The organism is Candidatus Planktophila sulfonica (assembly GCF_002288065.1).
Taxonomy (GTDB): domain Bacteria; phylum Actinomycetota; class Actinomycetes; order Nanopelagicales; family Nanopelagicaceae; genus Planktophila; species Planktophila sulfonica.
In genome coordinates this window covers 227819-253565 of sequence record NZ_CP016773.1, presented here as the reverse complement: position 1 = coordinate 253565, position 25747 = coordinate 227819, and the positions used below count along the sequence as shown (strand labels likewise).

At 48.6% G+C, this 25747-nt stretch carries 27 protein-coding genes and 1 tRNA gene; 9 read left to right on the top strand and 19 right to left on the bottom strand.

Annotated features, from left to right (window positions below; translation table 11 throughout):
- Positions 1-27: 27 nt before the first annotated feature.
- From A1sIA56_RS01245 to argS, 10 genes are all read right to left on the bottom strand, one after another.
- Positions 28-669: an L-threonylcarbamoyladenylate synthase gene (locus tag A1sIA56_RS01245; protein ID WP_095673153.1), complete on the bottom strand. Its 642-nt coding sequence runs from the start codon at positions 667-669 to the stop codon at positions 28-30.
- A 2-nt stretch (positions 670-671) separates the two neighbouring features.
- On the bottom strand, positions 672-1526 hold the full coding sequence (gene prmC / locus A1sIA56_RS01240) for a peptide chain release factor N(5)-glutamine methyltransferase (RefSeq protein WP_095673152.1): 855 nt from the start codon (positions 1524-1526) through the stop codon (positions 672-674).
- A 9-nt stretch (positions 1527-1535) separates the two neighbouring features.
- Complete coding sequence (gene prfA, locus A1sIA56_RS01235; protein ID WP_095673151.1) at positions 1536-2618, bottom strand: peptide chain release factor 1; 1083 nt, start codon at positions 2616-2618, stop codon at positions 1536-1538.
- A gap of 103 nt (positions 2619-2721) precedes the next feature.
- Positions 2722-2931, bottom strand: coding sequence for a 50S ribosomal protein L31 (gene rpmE / locus A1sIA56_RS01230; RefSeq protein WP_095673150.1), 210 nt, complete (start codon positions 2929-2931; stop codon positions 2722-2724).
- 130 nt (positions 2932-3061) lie between these two features.
- On the bottom strand, positions 3062-4630 hold the full coding sequence (gene rho / locus A1sIA56_RS01225) for a transcription termination factor Rho (RefSeq protein ID WP_095673149.1): 1569 nt from the start codon (positions 4628-4630) through the stop codon (positions 3062-3064).
- A 142-nt stretch (positions 4631-4772) separates the two neighbouring features.
- On the bottom strand, positions 4773-5699 hold the full coding sequence (gene thrB / locus A1sIA56_RS01220; RefSeq protein ID WP_095673148.1) for a homoserine kinase: 927 nt from the start codon (positions 5697-5699) through the stop codon (positions 4773-4775).
- Between the two features lie 26 nt (positions 5700-5725).
- Positions 5726-6820 (bottom strand): threonine synthase, encoded by a 1095-nt coding sequence (gene thrC, locus A1sIA56_RS01215; RefSeq protein WP_095673147.1) that lies wholly within the window; start codon positions 6818-6820, stop codon positions 5726-5728.
- A complete protein-coding gene (locus A1sIA56_RS01210; RefSeq protein WP_095673146.1) occupies positions 6820-8115 on the bottom strand; it encodes a homoserine dehydrogenase in 1296 nt (431 codons plus the stop codon). The genes thrC and A1sIA56_RS01210 overlap by 1 nt, the downstream gene beginning before the upstream one ends.
- A gap of 4 nt (positions 8116-8119) precedes the next feature.
- Positions 8120-9460, bottom strand: coding sequence for a diaminopimelate decarboxylase (lysA, locus tag A1sIA56_RS01205; protein ID WP_190277017.1), 1341 nt, complete (start codon positions 9458-9460; stop codon positions 8120-8122).
- A gap of 2 nt (positions 9461-9462) precedes the next feature.
- Positions 9463-11109, bottom strand: coding sequence for an arginine--tRNA ligase (gene argS / locus A1sIA56_RS01200; protein WP_095673145.1), 1647 nt, complete (start codon positions 11107-11109; stop codon positions 9463-9465).
- A 191-nt stretch (positions 11110-11300) separates the two neighbouring features.
- On the opposite strand from argS, the gene A1sIA56_RS01195 reads away from it, so the two are divergent.
- The 5 genes from A1sIA56_RS01195 to A1sIA56_RS01175 all read left to right on the top strand — a co-directional run bounded on the left by A1sIA56_RS01195 (position 11301) and on the right by A1sIA56_RS01175 (position 14998).
- Positions 11301-12377 (top strand): sugar ABC transporter substrate-binding protein, encoded by a 1077-nt coding sequence (locus tag A1sIA56_RS01195; RefSeq protein WP_095674161.1) that lies wholly within the window; start codon positions 11301-11303, stop codon positions 12375-12377.
- Between the two features lie 144 nt (positions 12378-12521).
- Positions 12522-13271: an ATP-binding cassette domain-containing protein gene (locus tag A1sIA56_RS01190; protein ID WP_095673144.1), complete on the top strand. Its 750-nt coding sequence runs from the start codon at positions 12522-12524 to the stop codon at positions 13269-13271.
- Positions 13271-14494, top strand: coding sequence for a sugar ABC transporter permease (locus tag A1sIA56_RS01185; RefSeq protein ID WP_095673143.1), 1224 nt, complete (start codon positions 13271-13273; stop codon positions 14492-14494). The genes A1sIA56_RS01190 and A1sIA56_RS01185 overlap by 1 nt, the downstream gene beginning before the upstream one ends.
- Before the next feature lie 72 nt (positions 14495-14566).
- Positions 14567-14648 (top strand) — tRNA-Leu (locus A1sIA56_RS01180).
- A 17-nt stretch (positions 14649-14665) separates the two neighbouring features.
- Positions 14666-14998, top strand: a complete 333-nt coding sequence (locus tag A1sIA56_RS01175; protein ID WP_095673142.1) for a helix-hairpin-helix domain-containing protein — start codon at positions 14666-14668, stop codon at positions 14996-14998.
- A gap of 5 nt (positions 14999-15003) precedes the next feature.
- On the opposite strand, the gene A1sIA56_RS01170 is transcribed toward A1sIA56_RS01175, so the two are convergent.
- Positions 15004-15255, bottom strand: a complete 252-nt coding sequence (locus A1sIA56_RS01170; protein ID WP_223298449.1) for a hypothetical protein — start codon at positions 15253-15255, stop codon at positions 15004-15006.
- A gap of 63 nt (positions 15256-15318) precedes the next feature.
- Entirely contained in the window at positions 15319-16080 is a 762-nt protein-coding gene (locus A1sIA56_RS01165) for a bacteriorhodopsin-like (RefSeq protein WP_095673141.1), read from the bottom strand.
- Between the two features lie 224 nt (positions 16081-16304).
- Here A1sIA56_RS01165 and A1sIA56_RS01160 point away from each other — a divergent pair, with 224 nt between their 5' ends.
- The 4 genes from A1sIA56_RS01160 (at position 16305) to A1sIA56_RS01145 (ending at position 20854) form a co-directional block, all read left to right on the top strand.
- Positions 16305-17516 carry an MFS transporter gene (locus A1sIA56_RS01160; RefSeq protein ID WP_095673140.1) on the top strand — a complete coding sequence of 404 codons (1212 nt, stop codon included), beginning with the start codon at positions 16305-16307 and terminating at the stop codon, positions 17514-17516.
- Between the two features lie 10 nt (positions 17517-17526).
- Positions 17527-18189, top strand: coding sequence for a PAQR family membrane homeostasis protein TrhA (trhA, locus tag A1sIA56_RS01155; RefSeq protein ID WP_223298448.1), 663 nt, complete (start codon positions 17527-17529; stop codon positions 18187-18189).
- Between the two features lie 62 nt (positions 18190-18251).
- Positions 18252-19103, top strand: coding sequence for a hypothetical protein (locus A1sIA56_RS01150; RefSeq protein WP_095673138.1), 852 nt, complete (start codon positions 18252-18254; stop codon positions 19101-19103).
- Between the two features lie 5 nt (positions 19104-19108).
- Positions 19109-20854, top strand: a complete 1746-nt coding sequence (locus tag A1sIA56_RS01145; protein WP_095673137.1) for an acyltransferase family protein — start codon at positions 19109-19111, stop codon at positions 20852-20854.
- A 57-nt stretch (positions 20855-20911) separates the two neighbouring features.
- Here A1sIA56_RS01145 and A1sIA56_RS01140 read toward each other — a convergent pair whose 3' ends face one another.
- The 7 genes from A1sIA56_RS01140 to A1sIA56_RS01110 are packed head-to-tail and all read right to left on the bottom strand — an operon-like array spanning position 20912 to position 25739.
- Positions 20912-21808 (bottom strand): histone H1-like repetitive region-containing protein, encoded by an 897-nt coding sequence (locus A1sIA56_RS01140; protein WP_095673136.1) that lies wholly within the window; start codon positions 21806-21808, stop codon positions 20912-20914.
- 44 nt (positions 21809-21852) lie between these two features.
- Complete coding sequence (gene rdgB, locus A1sIA56_RS01135) at positions 21853-22470, bottom strand: RdgB/HAM1 family non-canonical purine NTP pyrophosphatase (RefSeq protein WP_095673135.1); 618 nt, start codon at positions 22468-22470, stop codon at positions 21853-21855.
- Positions 22471-23196, bottom strand: a complete 726-nt coding sequence (gene rph / locus A1sIA56_RS01130) for a ribonuclease PH (RefSeq protein WP_095673134.1) — start codon at positions 23194-23196, stop codon at positions 22471-22473. It abuts the gene before it with no gap.
- A 30-nt stretch (positions 23197-23226) separates the two neighbouring features.
- On the bottom strand, positions 23227-24024 hold the full coding sequence (gene murI, locus A1sIA56_RS01125) for a glutamate racemase (protein ID WP_095673133.1): 798 nt from the start codon (positions 24022-24024) through the stop codon (positions 23227-23229).
- Positions 24025-24050: 26 nt separating this feature from the next.
- Positions 24051-25001 (bottom strand): PLP-dependent cysteine synthase family protein, encoded by a 951-nt coding sequence (locus A1sIA56_RS01120; RefSeq protein WP_095673132.1) that lies wholly within the window; start codon positions 24999-25001, stop codon positions 24051-24053.
- A 2-nt stretch (positions 25002-25003) separates the two neighbouring features.
- Positions 25004-25276, bottom strand: coding sequence for a MoaD/ThiS family protein (locus tag A1sIA56_RS01115; RefSeq protein WP_095673131.1), 273 nt, complete (start codon positions 25274-25276; stop codon positions 25004-25006).
- A gap of 46 nt (positions 25277-25322) precedes the next feature.
- Positions 25323-25739 (bottom strand): M67 family metallopeptidase, encoded by a 417-nt coding sequence (locus tag A1sIA56_RS01110; RefSeq protein WP_095673130.1) that lies wholly within the window; start codon positions 25737-25739, stop codon positions 25323-25325.
- Between the last annotated feature and the right edge of the window lie 8 nt (positions 25740-25747).

Genomic DNA, 25747 nt, shown 5'->3' with positions numbered 1-25747 from the left:
GCCTAATAGTTCGGGCCCCCTTTTGCTTTATATGTAAGAAATGTTCGGTGCGACCTTTTCCATCTCATCAAATGAAATAGCTCCCTCGCGCACGAGGCGTAGATCTACAGCGTCGGCTTCGATGATGGTCGAACGTGGGCCGGATTTCAGAGCGCCGGTATCGAAGATTGCTGCGACATCCCAATCCTTTACCTTTGCGCGATCAATTTTCAACATCGGTTCGTGCCCCGCACCTGATGCACTTGCTACTGCAAGTGGACCCGACTCTTTCAAGAGCGCACGTACAAATTTAGATTTTGGTACTCGGACGTTAAACCAATCGAGCTCTTTATTATCGCCCAGATCCCAACTCAGAAGTGAACTTGGTTGCAGAGTTACCGAAAGAAGTCCGGGCCAGAATTTCTTGCAGAGATCCTGCGTGCTTGGAGAAACTGAACGAGAAATTCCTTTAACGGTGTCCAATGAATATGCAAGGACTTGGGCAGCCACTCCGATTTCATCTCCGCGAAGTACATGCATTGCGCGAACAGCAAAGGGAGAGAATGCATCTGCTAAATAAACATAGCCATGTTCAAGTGGAGCAACGATGACATATCCGGCGCGAATCTCTTTGAGTGCGCGAGCAACATGCTTCTTCTGTTCGCCCTGCTTGAGGTCAATGCGTGGCATCGCTATCTCCTCACTGCTGTCGTAAATCTTGGGCGGCCGGTTAAATCCTGATGCAGAAGAATATCTGTGAAATCTGCGCTGAGTACATCGGCAATCGCGCCACCTTGATCTTCATGATGTTCGATTGCCAGGAATCCGCCCTGCTTCAAGAGGCGCCCCGCTGTTGAGATAAAGAGGCGAGGCGCTTTCATGCCATCTGCTCCCCCAAATAAAGCAACTGCAGGCTCGTGATCTGCGACATCGCGAGGAAGTTCTTGGGCGTCAGGAATATATGGAGGATTGGCAATGACAACATCGCACTTAACGCCTTCGAGGGCAGTAGCAACATCGCTTTCGAGAATACGGACCTTTTCGTCGATAAAGGAGACATTCTCTTTCAGCCAATGAATTGCTTCAGCGCTCTTTTCAACCGCAATCACATGTGTCTGTGGTGCTTCCGTTGCAATGGCGAGTGCAAGTGCGCCTGAACCAGAACCCAAATCAACAACACTTACCGCGCCGCTTAACTTCTCAATGTGAGTCAACACCGCTTCAACAAGGAGTTCGCTTTCAGGACGTGGCACCAATACTCCGGGTCCTACCTTTAATTCAAGGTGGCGAAAATATGCAACGCCAGTCAGATATTGCAACGGTTCGTGAGCACAACGTCGGTCGAGTAATTTCCAGAAAGTCTCTTCAACGATAGTCATATCGCCAATGGCGGCGAGTGCATTTTCAACGGTGAGTGGATTATGTAGATCCATCCGTGAAAGGCCCAAGGTGTGGGCTAGTAAATGTTCTGCTTCTACTTCAGGAAATCCAGCCGTCGCCAACTGTTCTTTGCCGCCTCGCAAGAATTCTTTAAAGGTCAGTTCCATAGCAGTGAGTTAGTTCGTTGATGAAAGCTTTGCAGCACGATCAGCATCGAGAAGCGCTTGCACAACTTCATCGAGTTCGCCATTAAGAACAGAGTCAAGGTTATTCGCCTTGTAATTTACGCGGTGATCGCTGAGGCGATTTTCAGGGTAGTTATATGTGCGAATGCGCTCTGAACGATCGACGGTACGAACCTGGCTCTTACGTTCTGCCATGGCAGCCGCTTCTGCCTTCTCCTGCGCATCCATGAGAAGACGGGCACGAAGAATACGAAGTGCTGATTCCTTATTCTGTAGCTGTGATTTTTCATTCTGACACGAGACAACAATTCCGGTTGGAACGTGGGTCAAGCGAACTGCAGAGTCAGTGGTGTTAACAGACTGGCCTCCAGGACCTGATGAGCGATACACATCTACGCGCACATCGTTCATATTCAATTCAACATCTACTTCTTCTGCCTCAGGAAGAATAAGTACACCTGCTGCAGATGTATGGATACGTCCTTGGCTCTCTGTTTCAGGAACGCGCTGTACGCGGTGAACGCCACCTTCAAATTTAAGTCGTGCGTACGGTGTTGTTCCAGGTTCTGGAGTTCCCTTTGATTTCACAGCCATAGAAATATCTTTATATCCGCCGAGTTCTGACTCAGTCATATCGATGATTTCAATCTTCCAGCCGCGCTTTTCTGCATAGCGCTGATACATGCGAACCAAATCGCCAGCAAAGAGCGCTGATTCATCGCCACCGGCTCCGGCCTTAACTTCAATAATGACATCGCGATCATCGTTAGGGTCACGTGGAAGTAGTAGCTCTTCCAACTTATCGGCAGCAGCTTCAACGGCAACTTCCATTGCAGGAATTTCTGATGCAAATGAAGCATCTTCTGCAGCCATCTCTTTTGCAGCTTCGAGGTCATCAGCTGCTGACTTCCAGGCATTGAAGCCTGCAACTACAGGACCGAGCTGTGCATAACGACGACCGAGTTTGCGGGCGTTGCCCTGATCTTCATGAATAGAAGGGTCAGCCATCTTTGCTTCGAGCTCTTGATACTCGCGCACCATCTCATGTGCCGATGCGAAACGATCGTTAGCCATATGACTTCATCCCTTCTATCTCTGTGAAACTAAATTTTCTTTGGAGGAATAAAAAGACCGCCCCGCAACCACTAATGGGTTGCGATGCGGTCTCTTTAGAAAGCTACTTGTTTTTACCGAAACGCTCTTCGAACTTCGCGACGCGTCCACCGGTATCGAGGATGCGCTGCTTGCCTGTGTAGAACGGGTGGCAGACTGAACAAACTTCAACATAGATCGAACCGCTTGCAACTGTTGAGCGGGTAACAAACTTTTCACCGCAACCACAAGTTACTTGAGTATCTTTGTACTCTGGGTGGATATCTTTCTTCATATTCATATTCCTTTTCTTGAGTCTGGGTCCAGCAGTACTGGTGAACCAGGTCATCGCCATAAGGTGTGGCAATAGGGGTTAATCCTCTCGCAGGGCCTGAAATACTCCAAATCCGTGCGGGAAAATCTGGTTACTTGCTGTCGTCTGGCCCAGCTGTTGTCTTCTGAATCTGCATCAAGAATTCGACGTTGGACTTAGTGCCCTTCATCTTCTCGAGCAAGAGTTCGAGTGCAGCCTGTGGTTCGAGTGCGTGAAGAACGCGACGAAGCTTCCAGACAATGTTGAGTTCTTCAGTTCCCATAAGGATTTCTTCCTTACGAGTTCCTGATGCAACAACGTTAACCGCAGGGAAGATGCGCTTATCAGCCATCTTGCGATCGAGGATGAGCTCCATATTTCCTGTGCCCTTGAACTCTTCGAAGATAACTTCATCCATACGGGATCCGGTATCAACTAGAGCTGTTGCAAGAATGGTGAGTGATCCACCATCTTCAATATTACGAGCAGCACCGAAGAACTTCTTTGGTGGATACAAAGCAGCTGAATCAACACCACCAGAAAGGATGCGGCCTGATGCAGGTGCTGCGATGTTGTATGCGCGACCTAAACGTGTGATTGAGTCGAGAAGAACAACTACATCGTGGCCCATTTCAACGAGGCGCTTTGCGCGCTCGATAGCGAGCTCTGCGATTGTTGTGTGGTCATCTGCAGGGCGGTCGAAGGTAGAAGCAATAACTTCACCCTTAACGCTGCGCTGCATATCCGTAACTTCTTCAGGGCGCTCATCAACGAGAACAACCATCAAGTGACATTCAGGATTGTTTGTTGTGATTGCGTTTGCAATTGATTGCAAGACCATGGTCTTACCGGCCTTTGGAGGCGAAACGATAAGTCCGCGCTGGCCCTTACCGATTGGTGCGATCAAGTCGATGACGCGAGTTGTAAGAATGTTTGGCTCTGTCTCAAGGCGAAGACGCTCTTGTGGGTAGAGAGGAACAAGCTTTCCAAATTCAACGCGGCCACGTGCTTCTTCATATGGCAATCCGTTGATTGTCTCGAGAGAGATAAGTGGGTTGTATTTCTGACGAGTTTCGCCTTCGCGTAGCTGGCGAACCTGACCTGTTACAACATCTCCCTTACGAAGACCGTACTTACGTACCTGGCCTTGTGAAACGTAGACGTCGTTAGGACCTGGAAGGTATCCACCTGTACGAATAAATGAATAGTTATCCATGATGTCTACGAGGCCACCAACTGGTACCAAGACATCATCTTCGCCGATTACTGGCTCGCGCTCTTCGCGGTTTCCACGGTCGCGGTTGCGATCGCGTCCACGGTTGCGATCGCGGCGGTTACGGCTGCCACGGTCTTCACGATCGTTTCCACGGTCGTTACTAGAAGGTGCATTATCTGATGAATCATCTTCATCGTCGCCTTCATCTGAAGAGTCATCTGAATTCTTTGCGTTGTTATCGCGGTTGTTCTTCTTAGCATTGCGAGCTTCACGGCGAGCTTCACGCTCTGCCTTCGCTGCTTCGCGGTTGGCTGCCTGGAGATCTGCAATTGCTGTAACGAGATCATCCTTCTTGAGCTTCGCTGCACCCTCGATACCGAGCTGTGACGCAACTTCCTTTAACTTAGGAAGGGTCATGCTTGAAAGTTCTGGGCTGCTAGAACGAACTGGTTCTGTTGTTGTCATGTATTTCTTTTCACTTTGGGGCTAAACGTATGAGTTAAGCCCTGGGTTTATTAATCAGGGGTTTTACTTTTTGATTTTTACTTCTGTGATTATCAATTCTTAATTTTCACCCTTACTTACCGGGTTCGAACTGATGGCAAAACTATAGCAGGGTGGCTCCGCGGCTAGCAATTTCGAGAGATTTACCCTCAAATTTCGCTCCGCCAGCACGTGAAAGTTGGATGCTCTCTTCATCGCCTTCAGTGTGGAGTGCGAGAACAGTTGGACCAGCTCCTGAGATAAATGCAGCAATTCCTGCTGCGCGAAGCTTTGTCATAAGTGCAAATGAAGCTGGCATCGCTTCCTGGCGATATGACTGATGTAAGAAATCTTCTGTCGCTGTGAAAAGTAGATCAGGGCGAATTGTGAGCGCTTGTGTCAGCAACGCAGCATTCGATGAATTTCGAAGCGCATCTGCAAAGGGAATAGTTTCAGGCAACATAGTGCGCGCCTTCTTAGTAGCCAGCGGTGTTGAAGGAATGAATGCCATTACCTTGATGCGCGGATCAACCGGTAGATGAACAGCGTGTGCAACTGCCTTGCCTTTAACAACATCTTGCCAAGCAACTGTTGCTCCACCATAAAGTGCTGCAGCCACGTTATCTGGGTGGCCTTCCATCTCATTCGCAAGATTGAGAAGCGCTTCATCGCTCATCTTGTCTGTGCCAGTGAGCACCAATGAGCGAGCAAGAACTAGCCCGCCAATAATTGCTGATGCAGATGAGCCAAGTCCACGACCATGTGGAATCACGTTGAGTGCGCGAACTGCGACTCCCTTTGGCTTTCCACCCAAGAAATCAAATCCTTTATACATCGCCTTAACGAGCAAGTTTTTATCTGTACGGGGAACTTCATCGGCGCCTTCGCCGGTGACATCGATATCGAGGCCACCTTCATCAAGAATCTGTGCGACGTATCGGTCATACATTCCAAAAGCTAAACCAAATGAATCAAAGCCAGGACCTAAGTTGGCAGAGGTTGCAGGAACCTGTACCTGAATCGGATTAGCTTTAAAAGTTGGCTTGGCCATGGGGCAATTCTTTCCTTAGTTCTTCACTAAGCCAAGAGCCTAGTCAAACCTAGGGCTAGTGCTGCCGCATCTGCGTTAACAGGAACGACGACGGGATCTGCTGCACCTTCAAGTGCCCACGGAATATCTTTAAGGCCGTTACCTGTGCATGTAATAACGATTGTCTTATCTTTTGGAAGCTTTCCAGAATTCTTATATTTAATAAGACCTGCAAGACCAGCAGCTGAAGATGGTTCGCAGAAGATTCCTTCTTTTGATGCAAGCAAGTGATAGGCGGCAAGAATTTCTTCATCAGTTACTGAATCGATCAATCCGCCTGATTCATCGCGAGCAGCAATTGCTTGATCCCATGAAGCTGGATTTCCGATGCGGATTGCAGTTGCAATTGTTTCAGGCTTGGCAACTGGCTTACCTGTAACTAGTGGAGCAGCACCTGCGGCTTGGAATCCCCACATCTGTGGCAACTTCTTTGAAATCTTGTCTTTGCGATATTCGTTGTAGCCCTTCCAGTATGCAGTGATATTTCCTGCATTACCAACCGGCAGAGTGTGAATATCTGGAGCATCGCCAAGCATGTCTACAACTTCAAACGCTGCAGTCTTCTGGCCTTCGATGCGATATGGGTTAACTGAGTTAACAAGTGAAACGGGATAGTGCTCTGAAAGATCGCGAGCAAGAACTAAACAATCATCAAAGTTTCCATCAACCTGCAGAAGCTTTGCGCCATGTACAACAGCTTGCGCCAACTTGCCCATTGCAATCTTGCCTTCAGGAATAAGTACGGCAGGAATCATTCCTGCTTTAACTGCATACGCTGCAGCTGCGGCAGATGTATTTCCGGTGGATGCGCAGATAACAGCCTTCGCGCCATCTTCAGCAGCCTTCGAGATCGCCATTGTCATTCCGCGATCTTTAAATGAACCAGTTGGGTTAATTCCTTCAAACTTTACCCAGACATTGTTGCCGAGCATTTCTGAGAGAACGCATGCATAGATAAGTGGTGTTCCGCCTTCGCGCAATGTGACGACAGGAGTCTTTGAAGAAACAGGTAGGCGATCGCGATATTCCTCGATCACTCCGCGCCACTGATGTGCGCCTGACTTCTTAGTAAAGATTCCCATTACGAGATTGCTCCTTCTACACGGATAACGCTTGAAATCTTGGTGACCATTGACATCTTCTTAAGCGCTTCAACTGTTGCCTTGAGTTCGCCTTCAGTTGCGCGGTGGGTGACGATGATGAGTTCAGCATCATCGTTGCGGCCGTTCTGATCAACGGTCTGAATTGATACGCCTTGATCAGCAAATACCTTTGCGATTGCGGCCAATACACCTGATTTATCTTCGACTTCAAGGCGAATAAGGAACTTAGTCTTTGTGGTTTCAATCGGTGCAATATCGCGATCTGCATAATCTGTTTCACGCTGACCAATTGAGTTGAGCGCAATATGTCGAGAAACAGCAACGATATCGCCCAAGATTGCAGAAGCCGTTGGCTGTCCACCTGCGCCACGACCGTAGAACATAAGTGGTCCAGCTGATTCGGCTTCGATAAAAACGGCGTTAAATGCATCGCGGACAGATGCAAGTGGGTGGCTCTTATCAATCATGACAGGGTGAACGCGCACAGAGATTTCATCTGCGGGTGTGAGCTCTGCGATGGCAAGTAACTTAATGACGTGATCCATTGATTTAGCAATTGCCACATCTTCAAGAGTGATCTTTGAGATTCCTTCGCGGTAAACGTCATCGACAGTTACGCGGGTGTGGAATGCAAGACCAGAAAGAATTGCCGCCTTAGCTGCTGCATCGAAACCTTCGATATCTGCAGTTGGGTCAGCTTCTGCGTAACCGAGCGCCTGTGCCTCTTTGAGAACATCAGCGAATTCGCGGTTATCTTCATGCATCTTTGTGAGAATGTAATTTGTTGTTCCGTTAACGATTCCCATTAAGCGAGTGACGAAGTCACCAGCCAATGAATCGCGAAGTGGGCGAATGATTGGAATCGCACCAGCTACTGATGCCTCGTAATAAATATCTTCACCCTTGGCATATGCCGCTGTAAAGAGATCTGCACCGTGGCTAGCAAGGAGCGCCTTATTAGCCGTAACAATTGATTTGCGATTGTTAATTGCAGTCATCGCTAATTCACGAGCAGGTTCGATGCCGCCCATAACCTCAACAATCAAATCGATTTCAGGGTCATTCACAATGGAGAATGGATCTGTTGTGAAGAGAGCAGGGTCTAGACCTGGGTAATCCTTAATGGAGCGCACTGCGATACGAGTAAGTTCAATCTTTACTCCGGCGCGAGTTGAGAGCTCGGCAGTATCTTCAAGGAGCAGGCGGGCTACTTGGCTTCCGACAACGCCGCAGCCGAGCATGCCAACGCGAACTGGTTTATCTGCGGGGCTCATATACCTATTCTTTCACATCAAGTGAGAGCAGGTCTGCCTCATTTTCTCGGCGCACGATTACGCGGGCTTTTCCATCTTTTACTGCAACAACAGGTGGTCGAGGCACATGGTTGTAATTGCTCGCCATGCTGCGGCCATATGCACCTGTAGCAGGAGTCGCAACCAGATCTCCGGGTGCAATATCGGATGGAAGTTGAATTTCATTGATGATGATGTCGCCAGTTTCGCAATGCTTTCCGACTAAACGAGTGAGTGCGACAGGCGCAGTTGATGCACGTTGTGCAATCACTGCGGTGTATTCGGCATCGTAAAGCGCAGTACGTGCGTTATCGCTCATGCCGCCATCGACAGATACATATTTGCGCACCTTGCCACCTTCGATGACAACATCTTTAACAGTTCCTACTTCATACAAAGTAAACATGGTTGGTCCAACAATGTTGCGACCTGGTTCAAGTGAAACAAGTGGCATTGCAAGGTTGTAGGTCGCACATGCTTTCTTTACTGCGGCATGAATCTGCGGCAAGACATCAGCTGGTTCGACTGTGACATCTCCGTTCACATAAGAGATTCCAAATCCACCACCAAGATCGAGTTCGGGAAGTTCTGCACCGTATGCATCACGGTACTTAGCCATAAAGCCCATTAAGCGATCTGTTGCAATTTCATGTGCCTCTGAACCAAAGATCTGTGAACCGATGTGGCAGTGCACTCCACGGAGTTCGAGTTCAGGATGTGTTGCAACAGCCTCGACTGCGGTCCATGCAGCCCCGGATGCAATAGAGAAACCAAACTTCACATCTTCATGAGCTGTCGAAATCTTCTCGTGTGTATGAGCTTCAATGCCTGGTGTTAAGCGGAGCATTACTGCCTGGCGAACACCGTGCTTCTTTGCAGCTGCGGCAACGCGCTCAATTTCAAAGAGTGAATCCATCACGATTGTCTTTACGCCAACAGATACTGCGCGATCAATTTCAGCGACTGATTTATTGTTTCCGTGAACTTCGATTTTCTGTGGGTCGATTCCACCAGCAAGAGCCGCTGCCAATTCTCCCCCGGTGCAGACATCGATACCGATTCCGATTCCGGCAATCCATTGAGCTACGGCAGTGCAGATAAACGACTTTGCGGCGTAATAAATAGTTCCGGCATGGGCACCGAACTCGGATTGCAATCCGTTCTGCCAGGCAAGTGCGCGTGAACGATAAGCATCTTCATCGAGGAAGAATGCAGGTGTTCCGAATTCTTTTGCTAATTGAGCAGCAGGAATTCCAGCAAGGCTCAAGGTTCCGCCATCAAGGGATGCATTCTTCGACCACATATTTGTTGAGACGTTCTGCGACATCGTTACATCCTCTCCGGTGCAGAAACACCAAGTAGATCAAGACCATTTGCAAGAACTTGCATCGTTGCTGCGCAGAGTGCAGCACGTGCAGAGTGAATAGGTGCGATCGCTTCATCGCCCATTGGTAGGACGCGGCAATCTGCATAGAAGCCGTGATAAACACCGGCAAGTTCTTCGAGGTAACGAGCTACGCGATGTGGCTCGCGGAATTCAGCAGCGCTAGCAACCACGTTTGGATACTCGGCGAGTGCTCCAAGTAATTCATTCTCGCGATCATGCGAAAGTTGTGAAGGATCAAATGAGCCAAGATCAGATTTGATTCCAAGTTCGGCAGTGTTACGCAGAACTGCTGCAATTCGTGCATGTGCATACTGCACGTAATAGACAGGGTTCTCATTGGTATTGCGACGCAAGATATCGATATCCATCACCATCGGCGTATTTACCGGGTAGCGAATCAAGGTGTAGCGCGCTGCATCAACGCCAACTTTTTCAACGAGTTCTTCAAGAGTAATGATGGTGCCGGCGCGCTTTGAAAGCTTAAGTTCTTCGCCGCCTTCCATAATTTTTACAAGCTGACCAATCATGATTTCCACGTTGTAATTAGCATCATCTCCTGCACATGCAGCAGTTGCTTTAAGTCGATGGATATATCCATGATGATCTGCGCCCAACATATATATACAGATATCGAAGCCACGTTCGCGCTTATTGATGTAATAAGCAGTATCTGATGCGAAGTATGTGAGGTCGCCATCTTCCTTAAGAATTACGCGATCTTTATCATCACCAAAATCTGTTGTACGTAGCCAGACAGCGCCATCTTGTTCGAAGACGTGGCCTTGTTGGCGAAGTTTTTCGAGAGCGTGTTCAACGGCTCCTGATTCGTGGAGCGAGCGCTCAGAGAACCAAACATCAAAGACAGTATGGAAAGTTTCGAGAACACTCTGCTGTTGCGTGAGCTGAACTTTGTAAGCAGCTTCGCGAAATTCTTCACTCGTTGAAATAGCTGGGTTTGCAGCGACAACTTCTTTCGCAAGGTCTGCGATGTAATTTCCTTGGTAACCATCTTCAGGAATTGGCTTACCTAGAGCGGCAGCTTGAACAGATTGACCGAAGAGATCCATCTGACGACCACGATCGTTGATATAAAACTCGCGAGTGACTTGTGCACCTGCTGCGCTAAGAACGCGACCGAGTGAATCACCGACTGCTGCCCAACGAGTGTGACCTAAGTGCAAAGGCCCAGTTGGGTTGGCGCTAATAAATTCGAGGTTGATCTTTACGCCGGCGAGCGCAAGGCCACGACCGTATTCATATTTATTAGTAAGAATGGTGCGAACAAGTTCAGCTTGGCTGGCGCGGTCCAATGTGATGTTGATAAAACCGGGACCTGCTATATCTACCTTGGCGACTCCTGCGATGGAAGCAATTGCGCCCTGCAGGATGGTCGCGATCTCGCGCGGATTCTTGCCGGCCGCCTTCGCTAACTGGAGCGCAATAGAAGTGGCGTAATCGCCATGGTCGCGATTCTTAGGGCGCTCGAGGGTGATGCTTTCAGGGGCGCTACCTTCGATAAGCCCCTTGGAAAATGCCTCGGCAAGGGCAGCCTGAATATCGGCTGCGAGCTGGTCGGCAAGGCTGGGCATTAGGCAAGGTTACCCGCTCACGCACGCGTGAGGACGCCCAAATCAGCGCCAAGCGTTACCTAATCGTTAACTGAGAAGTATCGCCATTTATTGAACACGCTAATACCTTTACATCACCCGTCAGAGACCGCAAAAGGATGAGAAAAATCTTCTCTCCTGGTCTTCGACTTTTTCGAAAGGTCACTACATATATGACAAAGCGTCGTAGCGCAGTAGCAGCGGTCATCGCATCAGCTGCCCTCGCACTCACAGGCTTCGTGTCTGCATCATCAGCAACAGCTGCTGGCGTACAGGTTGGCGTAATCCTTCCTGATGCTGCTTCATCAGCTCGCTGGGAAACAGCAGACCGCGTCTTCCTCGCAGCTGCATTTAAGAAGGCTGGCGTAACTGCTGACATTCAGAATGCAAACGGAGATAAGGCAAAGTTCGCAACAATCGCAGATCAGATGCTCGCAAAGGGCGTCAAGGTCTTGATCATGGCTGGACTTGATTCACCATCAACAGCTGCAATCCAGAAGAAGGCTGCAAAGTCTGGCGTTAAGACAATTGACTACGATCGTCTAACACTTGCTGGTTCAGCTTCATACTACGTTTCATTCGACAACGTAGCTGTTGGAAAGCTTCAAGGCCAGGGAATCAAGGCTTGCCTCGATGCAGCTGGTAAGAAGTCAGCAAAGATCGTTTACTTGAACGGTTCACCAACAGATAACAACGCAACACTCTTCAAGCAGGGTTACGACTCAGTTCTTCGCCCATCAATCAAGTCAGGTGCATACACACTTGTTGACGATCAGGCTGTCCCAGACTGGGATAACGCAAAGGGTGGAGTTATCTTCGAGCAGCAGCTCACAAAGGCAGGCGGAACGCTTGATGCAGTTGTATCAGCTAACGAAGGTCTAGGACTTGCAGCAGTAGCTGTTCTTAAGAAGAACGGACTTAACGGCAAGGTATGCGTTTCAGGTCAGGATGCAACAGCAGACGGACTTGCAGCAGTACTTACAGGAGACCTTTCAAATACTGTTTACAAGGGTATTAAGGCACAAGCTAACGCAACAGCAGATCTCGCAGTTGCATTGGTAAAGGGCAAGAAGGTCACAACTGCAAAGGGCAAGACAAACGATGGAAAGCGTGATGTTCCATCAGTTCTTCTCGTACCAGTTGGAATCACAAAGGCTAACGTCAAGGTTGTCATCGCTGATGGCTTCCAGAAGCGTGCTGATGTTTGCAAGATTGCAACAGAAGCTGTTTGTAAGGCAAACGGTATCTAAGGCTTTAATTAGCAGCATTAGAAACCAAAGCTTTACCTTGCTTCATATAGCAAATGCTTAAGGATCCGGTCCGGGGGTTACCTCGGACCGGATTCGCATTATTAAAGTTAATTCACTCAATGAAATTTTTATCGAGAGGCGCTCATGAGCACACCGTTGCTATCGCTTAAAGGAATCAATAAATCCTTTGGTCCGGTCCACGTATTGAAAGATGTTCACCTAGACATTCACCCAGGGCAAGTAACAGCCCTCGTCGGAGATAACGGTGCAGGTAAGTCGACTCTCATCAAATGTATCGCTGGTATCTACACACCAGAAAGCGGCGAAATAATCTTTGAAGGTAATAAGGTCGATATTGATGGTCCACGAGCTGCCACTGCGCTCGGCATTGAAATCGTGTATCAAGATCTCGCTCTCTGCGACAACCTCGACATTGTTCACAATATGTTCCTTGGTCGCGAAGAGAAGAAGGGCATCACACTCAACGAGACATCAATGGAGTCACTCGCACGTAAGACTCTTGATGGCCTCAATGTACGAACTGTGAAATCAATTCGTCAGACAGTTTCATCTCTCTCAGGCGGACAGCGTCAGACAGTTGCCATCGCACGCGCAGTGCTTTGGAACTCAAAGGTTGTTGTTCTTGATGAGCCAACGGCAGCCCTTGGTGTTGCACAGACAGAACAGGTACTTAACCTTGTTCGTCGCCTTGCCGATAAGGGCTTGGCTGTTGTGCTTATCAGCCACAACCTCAACGATATTTTCCAAGTTGCAGACAATATTGCCGCTCTCTATCTCGGAAATATGGCTGCACAGGTAAAGAAGACTGATGTGACAACAAATCAAGTCATCGAACTTATTACGACTGGTAAATCTGAAGGAGTGACAAAGTAATGACTACTCAAGCGACTTTAGAGAAAGAATCCCTCAAGGGGGCAGCATCGAATTACCTCTCTCGAATCAAATCAGGAGATATCGGTTCACTTCCTGCCGTACTTGGCCTTGTTGCGCTGATCGCAGTATTCGGCTTTATGTCTGAGTACTTCCTCACCAATCGCAACTTTGCAAACCTTCTCACTCAAGCAGCTCCGGTAATGGTGATTGCCATGGGCCTTGTATTCGTGCTCTTGCTTGGAGAAATCGATCTCTCGGCCGGTTACGCATCCGGTGTATGCGGCGCTGTTCTCGTTCTTCTTGTTACCGACCACGGTTGGAGCTGGTACACCGCACTCGGTATGAGCATCGTCGTTGGTGCAGCGCTTGGAACATTTATCGGAATCCTTGTTTCACGACTTGGAATTCCTTCATTCGTTGTCACCTTGGCTGCCTTCTTGGCTTTCCAGGGCATCCTCCTTCTCCTTGCTGGTGAAGGCGGAACAATTCAAATCGCTGATGAAACTATCTTGGCTGTTGAAAATAGCAATATGACACCGATGCAGGGATGGATCTTGTGGGCAGTAGCTTCTGCGCTCTACGTACTCAGCGGACTTCGTCGCATCAATTCACGTCGCAAGGCAGGTCTCGTTGTTGAACTTACTCAGCTCTGGGCGATGAAAACAGTTGCACTACTTATCATCACTGGTGTTGCCGTCTTCCAGCTCAACCAAGAACGTGGATTGTCAGAGACCAACAGCACTAAGGGTGTTCCTTACGTAACTCCACTTATTCTCATAATTCTTATCGCGGGAACATTCTTACTTTCAAAGACTGCATTCGGTCGTCATATCTACGCAGTTGGTGGAAATGCAGAAGCTGCACGACGTGCGGGTATCAATGTAAAGCGCGTTCGCACAATTGCATTCGTTCTCTGTTCTTCTCTCGCAGCTGTTGCCGGAATGCTCTTTGCATCCCGCATGAACTCAATCTCGCCTTCAACAGGTGGATCATCAACTCTGCTCTATGCAGTCGGTGCAGCAGTTATCGGTGGCGTTTCACTCTTCGGTGGAAAGGGTCGCATGCGCGATGCAATCCTCGGAGGTCTTGTTGTTGCTGTCATCGATAACGGCATGGGACTTCTTGGATACGGCGCAGGAATTCAATTCCTAGTAACTGGTGCGGTCTTGCTCGTATCAGCAGGAGTCGATGCAATTTCTCGTCGTGGAGCGCTTACTAACTAGCGCTTCACCGAGTAGTTACGCACGGATTTGTTGCATCAGCGAAAGGCGCGTAACCTTCGTGATGCAACTCCAGCGGGAGTGGTGAAATGGCAGACACGCAAGTCTTAGGAACTTGTGCTTCGGCGTGCGGGTTCAAGTCCCGCCTCCCGCACCAGAAGGGCTTTCATCACCATGGCTAAACAATCTCCAGCAAAAGCAAAGAAGTTACGTGGCGAAGCTATGCGCGCTGCAGCTGCTCGCAAGGCGCAACGAGCCATGAGCAATTGCGAAGTTACCCGTGGAGAAGTCGATCTCGACGCCTATGCAGCCGTTGATGGCCCTTGGCGCGAACTTGGTTTGGCAGCCCCTGCTCGCAGAGCGCTCATTGATGATGGGTACTACAAGTTAAGTGACCTTCGGAAAACTTCGCTTGATGAAGTGAAATCGCTTCACGGCATGGGACCTAACGCAATTCGCATCCTAACGACTGCGATGAAGAAGGCAGATCTCTCCTTTAGAAAGTAATCCTGTTACACAACAAAGCTATAAATAAATAGAAGTAAGCCCACTGTCATGCCCACGGCGGCGGCACTCTTACTATCAAGAAGTTTCTTTCCTGCAGTTGTCAATGAGAGACCAAGAACAATTGATCCAGGAATTATTAGCAGCAAGCTCTTGGGCATATTGCTATCGCTACCTGTCTGGTAACGGAGATTGATGAGACCTGCTGCAAGGGCTGCATATGCACCCATACGAAAATTATTAATGCGCTGCATATTCATATGTAAAGGGTAAAGCAGAAGGGCGCCGGTTTCCCGACGCCCTTCCCTAATTACGTTAAATAATTAGTGATCTGCTGGCATGCCTTCAGCATGTGACTTCATGCGTGCGATCTTCAAGATTGTGAGACCGAATACGCACTTCGCTAGAACGTCAGCGATTGTGTATCCAACCTGAACAGTTACGAATGATGATGCTGAAGCATCACCAACGATGTTGAAGATGTACGCGATTGGGTATACGCCCCATGTAGCGATAAGAAGAAGACGAAGACGTCCTACAGTCTCTGCTACACCTGCTGGCTGGCGCTCCAATGACTTTCCAAGCTCTACGAATAGTACGTAGAGGATGTAAAGGAATGGGATTGTTGAAAGAACACCGTAAAGAACCTGTGTGTTCTGGTCTGATGAAATTTCACCTGGGTAACCAAGTGCGATCATCGCTGCTGCTGCTGGAACTAGTCGCATAATGAGTGACTTTGCAACTGCTGCAGCAAGTGCAAGAACAGCAATTACTTCAACAAGAAGTAGTGGAACTGTAAGTAGCCAGTCAACGTAGCGGTATGCCTCGTTGAATGCGCCCTGCTCGCCTGAAACGTTTACAACCATTCCTTCTGAAGATTCAGTGAATGAGTTGAAGATGCGCCAGTAGTGGTATGCGGCAATGAATGTAACCATTGATGACATCACTAGAGCATTGCGGTACTTAGCTAGAACTCGTGACTGTGATACGAGGGTGTACACAGTGCATGCGAGCATTGAAACTAAACCAAATGAGAAGACCGCGTAAACGAGGTTCCATTGGTTGCTGTCGAGTGTTACTGACATGTAGTAAGCCTCCGTGAGTGCTATATCAGTGCGAATCGTTTGATTCGTAAGTTCAGTGACCCATGAAGTCCTCGAGGAGCCTCAGTGATCGCCGACAGAAGAAAGTGTGCGCCTGTTGCGAGGAATTTGCATCACCAAACTGGTTAATTTCGGGGATTATTTTTGGAGATGAGAGGCCGATTTACGCTCAATTTTTATTACTCGAGGGTAGGTATCCTTCTCGGATGCTGACTCAGTTGCGAGATGTCCGGGGGTATCCGGGCTTCACCAGTTTGGCCATCTCTCGATTTATTTCGAATGTAGGAAATGGCGTCTCCCCCATTGCACTTGCCTACGGAGTACTCAGCCTTCCTAACTCAACCGGTAAAGATCTCTCTATCGTCATGGCTGCACGTTTTGTTCCACTGCTTGCATTCATGCTCTTTGGTGGAGTCATCGCCGATAGATTCCAACGCAATCGTCTAGTTGGTGGAAGCGACATGATTGGTAGCTTCCTTGCAGCGCTTAGCGCGATCTCGCTCATTGTTGGTTTCTCAAGTACCTGGTTGCTTGCGCTGATGGGAGCGCTCTTTGGAATTCTTAACGCTATCTGGTGGCCCGCGATGTCTGGAGTTCTGCCAGAAATATTGCCGAAAGAGAAGTTGCAAGAAGGTAATGCGGTAATTGGATTAACTACCAACTTTGGATACATCCTCGGAACGCTTGGCGGCGGAATTCTCGTATCAACAGTGGGCGCTGGTTGGGGCTTACTTGTTGATGCAATTTCATTCTTTATTGCTGGTGCGATTGTTTGGAACTTACCCATCATCGGAAAAGTGAAAGATAAGAGCCCAGGAATCATTCACGATCTTGCAGCAGGGTGGAAAGAATTCATCTCGCGCTCTTGGGTTATTGCAATGGTGCTTTCATTCGCGCTCATCAATATGGCATTTGAATCCATGCTCTCGGTACTAGGTCCACTTAACTTTAATGATCCAGTCAGCGGTCCTAAGCAATGGTCTTACAACCTTGCCGGACTTTCGGTCGGCATGCTCATTGGTGGTATCTGGGTGCTGAAGGTAAAGATTGGACGCCCACTCTTTCTTGCCATGATTTTGATTGCGTTATCCGCTGTTTGGGATTTCACTCTCGCCTTTGATTCGCACATCATCTTTTCTGTTCTGGCATCAGTTATTTCAGGTATCAGCCTTGAAGTATTTATGGTTACTTGGAATACCTCACTTCAAAGTCATGTCCCGGAAGAGTCTTACTCACGTGTCAGCTCTTATGACACTTTGGGCTCATATGGAATAGCTCCGCTTGGCATTGTCTTTGCCGGCCCTCTAGCTATGCACTTTGGCGTTAATACGATTCTCTTCGTTACCGGAGGCGTGACACTGGTGGCATCTATTGCATCTCTTTTGGTTCCGTCGGTTCGAAACCTAAGAAACGATTAGGCTTACGGGCATGAGTACGGAGCCAATGCCCATCGAACCAAACCAGTTGCCTCCGAAGTTGCGTGGCTGGTTTCACTTAGCTGCAACACCTCTAGTGATCATCGCTTCACTCGTACTCTTCATTCTTAGCGGTGAATCATTTAAGTGGGCTGTGGCTCTCTACTCACTCACTGCAATCATGCTCTTTAGCGTCTCTGCGATTTATCACCGCGTTCCGTGGGTTCCACGTAAGAAAAAAATTTGGCGACGCTGGGATCATGCAAACATCAATTTGCTGATTGCAGGTTCTTACACACCATTTGCTGTCGCACTCCTTGATGACCGAGATCGCAACGTTCTTCTTGCAGTTGTTTGGACAGGAGCTCTGATCGGAGTAGCGCTTCGCGTTTTCTGGGTTGGAGCCCCACGTTTTCTCTATGTCGCCAACTATCTACTACTTGGCTGGGTCGCAGTCATCTACACACCACAGCTCTATAAAGAGGGTGGACTGTGGGTGATTCTGCCTATTCTCATCGGTGGCCTTCTCTACTCAATTGGCGCCATCTTCTATGCGCTTAAATTGCCGGGGCGTAATGCAAAGTACTTCGGCTTCCACGAGCTCTTTCATATCTTTGTGCTTGCCGCATGGATATCGCAGTACTTAGCGGTCTCATTCGCCATTTACCGAAAGTAGCCTGATGCTCTAATCTTGGGCTCTTGCACCAATATCCCCGAGATTTGATTGAGAGTTAGACAATGGCTGAGAAGAGCTTCCGCAACTGGGTTGGTTTTCGCGATGAAGCAGAGCGCGCACCAATAGCTAACCCTGTCGATCGCATTCGCGAACTCGAATCTCAACTTGCTGACCTCAAGTCTCGCCGCGATATCACCGGCTTAAGCCGCGAAGAATTTGAAATCCTAGCTACCGAAACGGCTATGTCGATGATCAAGTCGGCGCAAGCGCGTGAAGCTAAAGCTCATGCTGCAGCCGAACGACTCGTTAATGAAACCACCCGCACGGCTCAAGACGCGATTGAAAGTGCTGAGAATAAAGCTCGCAGCATTCTTGCCGGTGCCGAATCTCGTGGACGCAAATACATTTCAGCTGCTGAAGTCGAAGCCTCTGAGATTGTTCGAGATGCAAGTCGTGAAGCATCAACAATTGCAGATGCAAAGGTCCGCGAAGCTGAATCCGTTGTTGATGGTAAGCGCCGCGAAGCAGTTGCACTTACTACAGCCGCTCGCCGCGAAGCAGAGCGCGTGATTTCAGAAGCTGCAGAAGATGTTGTCGAATACCGAGCATGGCTTGCAGATATCATCGCTGAATCTGAGCGCCTTTACCGTTCGCAAGCAAGTGCGCTCACAGCTGCTGAAACCGCCATAGCAGCATCTCGCGAAAAGTTGGATTCGGCATTTGCGCGACTCAACAAGATGCAAGCTGTTGTTAACGATTCACTCAATTCAGATGGAACAGTCAAGAAATCTGCTCCCATTAAAGTCGAAAGCAAGCGCACTCGTCCTGCAATCGCAGCGCCAAAGAAGCCGGCGAAGAAGAAAGCGATTGCAAAGAAGTCAGCCTCTAAAAAGCCGGCCGCAAAGCGTAAGTAATTTCTATGGCTACCAATCGCGGTATCCAATACATTCCTGCAATCGATGGCCTTCGCGCCATAGCTGTAATTGCAGTGATGTTCTATCACTTGGGCTTCCCTTGGATTCCAGGTGGCTTCCTCGGCGTTGATCTCTTCTTCGTTATCTCTGGCTACGTCATCACGCGCCTATTACTTGATTCCATCGCACAAAGCGGTGGCCTTGATTTGCGGGGCTTCTATCTAGCCCGCGCTCGTCGCTTGTTGCCCGCTCTCATTTTCATGATTGTTTCAACGACAATTGCTATTGGAATTTGGGCGCCCGATACGATCAAGAGACTTCTGACTGATACCCCATTCTCATTAACCGGCACTATGAATTGGTGGCTTGTTGCCCGCCATCAGGATTACTTTGAAAGTATCGGTCGACCTCCGCTCTTGCAGCACACATGGTCACTTGCAGTTGAAGCACAGTTCTATCTGTTCTGGCCGCTGATTCTCTATTTCATACTTAAAAAATTTGGGAAGAAACACATTCCTGCTGCATCTCTCATTATTGCTGCGGCATCTGGTGCCGCACTTCTCCTTGTCTCTTTCTCACTCGATGCATCAAACGCTTCGAAGGTAAGCCATGTCTACTTTGGAACAGATACACATAGCATCGGACTCTTCTTGGGCGCCGCCCTTGCAGTGAGCTGGATTCCTCAGAACTTCACAAAGTCCGTATCGAAGAAGGCCCAAGACTTTATCGATGCAGTTGGGTTTCTTGGATTCTTCGGAATCATCGCAGCGTTCCTATTGATTGATGAGAGTCAGCCAACGCTCTACAAAATTGCCTTCCCACTTGCAGGTATCTGCGGTGCTGCAATTGTGATGTCGGTCGTTCACCCTGCATCACGCTTTGCACCGGTATTGCAGAACCCAGTATTTCTCTGGATCGGTGAACGTTCTTATGCAATCTACTTATGGCACTGGGTAATCTTCCAAGTAACTCGACCATCTGTCGATCTTGCAGGACAAGAGTGGGCTCTCTACGCACTGCGCATTTTGATTGTCTTTGCGCTCAGTGATATCTCGCTTCGCTATGTCGAACTTCCAATTCGACGTGGCGTTATTCAATATTGGTATAAAGGTCTTAAGTATCGAACCAAGAAAGAGCGAACAGTACAAACTCGCTCTTTTGCGATTCTCACCGTTGTAGTCATTGCTATTGCTGCAGTCATTAGCGTCCGTGCAATCGGTATCGCCAATGATCAGCGTGAAAAGCTAGAAGCTTCACTGACTTCAGAACCCATCGCAACAGAACAAGTAAATACAGGCGGGCTCTGGGTGACAGGTGACTCAGTGATCCTGGGTATTCGCGCATCACTTGGTGAGAACGCTCCGATTGCCATTATGAATGCTCGCATCGGTAGGCAAGCTGGCGAGCTTCTTGAGGTGATGAAGGTTGATCTAGCCAACGCAGCTGACTCCCCCGTTATCTTCAATCTTGGCAATAACAATGCTCTAGGCCGCGAACAGGTACGTGAGATATTTGAACTAGTAAAGAACCAGCCTCAAATTATCGTTGTAAATACGGCAGTTCCACGCCCATGGCGTGAGGCCAATAACGAGCTCATCAATGAGGTTGCTTCTCAATACTCAAATGCAACTGTTGTTGATTGGAGTGCAATCTCTGATGGCCATCCTGAATATTTCGCTCCTGATGGAGTGCACCTCGTGCCGACAGGTGTTTCTGTTTATGTAGCAGAGATAGTGAAGTCGCTCAAGTAATTTTGATGCAAAGAAAAATCCCCACCCGGTCATCGGATGGGGATTTTTTCTTTTGAATTATTCGAACTGACCTGCGAATCCAAATGCCTTCGCAGCACCTTCAGCGCCATCTGCATAAACTGCAGTGACACGGAATGATGTTGAACCATCTTCTGAAGTCTTCGCAAACTCAGATGAAAGTGTTGTAGCTGAAACTTCTGAAATAACGTTCCATGCGCCCATGTTTGAGCGAGTCTCAACCTTGTAGCCCTTTACATCTCCAGCTGGCGCCTTCCATGTAATGACCATTACTGACTTCGAGCTATCTTTCCAATTTCCAATGAAACGTGATGGAGCTTCACCTGATGCAACCTGAGCTGCTTCTGTTGAAGTCGCTTCTGGATCTGTAGCTTCTGCAGACTCTGTCGCCATTGGCTCTGCAGATGCTTCAATCGAAGGCTCTACAGCAGGTGCTGCATCATCAGAATCTTTGCTTGAGTTAGAGATAACGATCGCTGCAAGAAGAACTACTCCGACAAGTACTGCAAGGAGAGTCTTACTTGAAGATCCTTGGCGTGGTGCTGCAGATGGCTTTGCTGGCGCCTTTGCAGCAGCAGGCTTAGCTGGAGTTGGTGTTGTTGAAACATTGACGCGTGCTGAACCAGTTGCTGGAACTGGAGGAACAACAAGCTTTGTCGCTGCCTTCTTCGCAGGAGACTTCTTCACAGCCTTCTTAACTGTTGCCTTCTTCGCAACTGCCTTCTTGGTTGTGGTCTTCTTCTTCGCTACAGATTTCTTTGCAACTGCCTTCTTCGCAGTCGACTTCTTCGCTACTGACTTCTTAGCTGTGGTCTTCTTGGCCACTGACTTCTTCTTCGCAGCCGTCTTCTTTGCAGGAGACTTCTTGGCTACAGACTTCTTAGCAACCTTCTTAGGTGCAGCTTTCTTGGCTGCTGACTTCTTCTTTACTGCCACGGTATATCTCCTTGAGTTATGAAACGGTGGAATATAAGGAAAGTTTAACCTAGGGATTTGAGCAAAGTGATCACATGCGGTGCTATTGCTCGGAGTGATTTCCCTCGATGGCTAATCGCATCCTTCTCTTCTGCGCTCATTTGTGCGCTGGAGAGCTGCAATCCATCTGGTCTAAATATTGGGTCGTAGCCAAATCCTTGTTCGCCAATTGGTGCGCGCAGAATCCAGCCATCGAAGTGGGCTTCTTCGCAATGGCTTCTGCCATCAGGAAGATAGAGAGCAGCGACGCAGGTGAAGTGAGCGCTTCGCTTCTCATCTGGAATATCTGCTAATTGTTCTAATACCTTCGCAGTATTGGCTGCATCATCGCCATGGTTTCCAGCCCATCGAGCTGAGAAAATTCCAGGATCTCCATTAAGTGCATCGACACAGAGTCCGCTGTCATCAGCAATTGCAGGAATTCCGGTTGCAATAGACATTTCGCGTGCCTTCTTCAAAGCGTTAGCTTCGAAGGTTGTTCCATCTTCGACGACATCATGTAAATCTGGGAATTGATCAAGACCTACTAGATCTATCTCTCCAGGAGCAACAGCATCAAGGATGCGGCGGAACTCTTCGATCTTTCCTTTATTGCGCGTTGCAAGTAAGAGCTTATGTGCCATTTACTTCGCGAGAGCTTGCTTCTGGAGTTCTGTAAGGGTTGCAGATCCTGCAACTGCCAAGTTAAGTAGTGAGTCAAGGAGGGCGCGATCAAATGGTGCACCTTCTGCAGTTCCTTGTACTTCAATAAAGCGACCATCGCCTGAACAGACAACGTTCATATCTGTTTCAGCGCGAACATCTTCTTCGTAACAGAGATCAAGCATTGGAACTCCATCAATAATGCCAACGCTTACTGCTGCAACTGAATCAGCAAGTGGCTTTGCCCCTGCCTTCACATGGCCTTCTTTTTGCGCCCATGAAATTGCGTCAGCCAGTGCAACGTATGCACCTGTAATTGCTGCTGTGCGAGTTCCGCCATCTGCCTGCAAAACATCGCAGTCAATAACAATTGTATTTTCGCCAAGTTCCTTCATATCCACGATGCCGCGCAATGAACGTCCAATGAGGCGAGAAATTTCTTGTGTGCGTCCGCCCAACTTGCCCTTTACGCTTTCACGATCTGAACGAGTGTGTGTTGCGCGTGGGAGCATTGAATATTCAGATGTAACCCAACCATTGCCTGAATCCTTAAGCCAGCGAGGAACACCAGGAGTAAAGGATGCAACACAGAGAACGCGAGTCTTTCCAAATTCAACAAGCACAGAACCTTCGGCATGATCGAGCCAACCTCGTGTGATCTTGATGTCGCGAAGCTGATCTACTGATCGTCCGTCGTTGCGTGCCATGTCATGCCCCATTTTCTGAATGTATTGATATTAGAGAACTTGATGTTGAACAGAACCTACTTCAGGTCCTAAGAAGCGTCGTGCAAGTACTTCAAAAGCTTTGGCATCGCCAGTAGCGAGAAAACGGTGTGTAGCAGGAGTCTCCGATGGCTGACGCAAGAGTGAATTTTCAACAAGAACCCGGTAAAGATCTTTTGCCGTCTCTTCGGCGCTGGAAACGAGTGAAACTCCATTACCCATTACATAAGAAATGACACCGGTAAGGAGTGGATAGTGAGTACATCCTAGAACCAAGGTATCTACTTCGGCATCAATCATCGGCTGCAAGTATTCGCGGGCAACCTTGGTGATTGCATCTCCGGATGTTTCACCGCGTTCGACATATTCAACAAAGAGTGGGCAGGCAATCGATTCAATAGATAGCTGGGGCGCTGCAGCAAATGCATCGAGATAAGCCTTTGATTCAATAGTTGCTCTAGTTCCGATTACTCCAACCTTCCCTGAGCGAGTAGCCGCTACAGCTCGACGAACAGCAGGCTGAATAACTTCAACAACTGGAACCGAGTAACGCTCGCGTGCATCGCGCAACATCGCAGCACTTGCAGTGTTGCAAGCAATAACCAGAGCTTTCACGCCTTGATCAACCAAGAAGTCGAGAGTCTCGAGTGCAAAGTCACGAACTTCAGCAAGGGGACGAGGGCCATATGGTCCGCGAGCGGTATCGCCGATGTAGAGAGTTGATTCGTTGGGAAGTTGATCGAGAATTGCGCGAGCTACCGTGAGTCCGCCGACGCCTGAATCGAAGATACCGATTGGCGCGTTACTCATGGAATAAGTCTAACCGCGAGAAGGCGTTAAGCCCAAAGAGTGCCGTCGAGCCCTTCGGTTGCCTCTTCGATCTGCGAGCCATAAACGCCTGTAGATAAGTACTTCCAGCCTGCATCGCAGACGATGAATGCGATATCTGCATCTCGTCCATCGCGAATTGCTTCCTTGCCCATAGCAATAGCTGCATGAAGAATTGCACCTGTTGAAATGCCTGCAAAAATTCCTTCAACTTCAAGTAATTCACGTACGCGCTTCACTGAATCTTCTGCGCCCACAGAGAAGCGACGAGTTAATACAGTTGCATCATAAAGTTCTGGAACAAAGCCTTCATCAATATTGCGAAGTCCGTATACAAGTTCTCCATAACGAGGTTCAGCTGCAATGATCTGAACATCTGGATTCTGTTCGCGAAGATAGCGACCTGCGCCCATAAGAGTTCCGGTGGTACCAAGACCTGCAACAAAGTGAGTGATTGTTGGAAGATCTTTGAAAATTTCCGGGCCAGTGCCGTTGTAATGCGCTGCTGTATTTGCAGGGTTTCCATATTGATACAGGAATACGTAGCTTGGATTCTGCGCTGCAATTTCTTTTGCAACACGGACCGCTTCATTTGAACCGCCAGCTGCAGGTGAAGAGATGATCTCTGCTCCCCACATCTCAAGCAGTTGGCGACGTTCAGGGCTTGTGTTCTCTGGCATCACACAGATGAGTTTGTAACCTCGCACCTTTGCCGCCATGGCGAGTGAGATTCCTGTGTTGCCACTTGTTGGTTCAAGAATTGTTGAGCCAGGCTTGAGTAAGCCATCTTTCTCTGCAGCCTGAATCATTGAGATTGCTGTGCGATCTTTAATTGAACCAGTTGGATTTCGATCTTCCATCTTTGCCCAGAGACGAACATTGGGAGCTGGTGAGAGTCGAGGAAGGCCAATAAGTGGTGTGTTACCTACCGACGATTCGAGAGAGTCGTAGCGAGCCAAAATTATCCGCCAGCGACTGCAGGCAAAATTGTTATGGAATCGCCATCTTTAATCTGCGCTTCAAGTCCACCAAGAAAACGAACATCTTCATCGTTGACGTAGACGTTGATGAAGCGACGGAGTGCTCCGTTTTCAAGAAGGCGTTCTCCGAGACCGGCGTACTGCGCATCGAGATCTGCAATAACTGCGGAGAGGGTTGCACCGGATGCCTCAACGGACTTTTGGTCCTTGGTATATGGGCGCAAAATTGTTGGGATACGTACGTCGATTGGCATAGTGGTAATTATGTCGAAAAAGAGCCGTGAACTCTAATTGAAAATATCAGTCGGTAATTGTGACGGGTTCCTCGGTAACTACGCCGTCAATGATGCGATATGAACGAAACTCTGTTGCAGGTGCAATCTCTTCGCGTGTAGAGACCAGCACATAATGCGCACCTGGTTCTCCGGCATAGGCAATATCTGTGCGAGATGGGTAGGCCTCAGTCTCAGTGTGTGAGTGATAGATGACGACAATCTCTTCATCGTTGTCATCGACTTCGCGATAGAGCGCAAGGAGATCCTTCGGATCAAATTCATAAAATGTTGGTGAGTGCGCTGCATTAAGCATCGGCTTATGGCGAAGAGCTTTATCTGAACCAGCTGGTCCAAGGATTACTCCGCAGCATTCATCAGGATATTCAGCGCGTGACTGTTCGAGAATTGCATCAACAAATGCGCGTGAAATCTCGAGTGACATATCAGAAT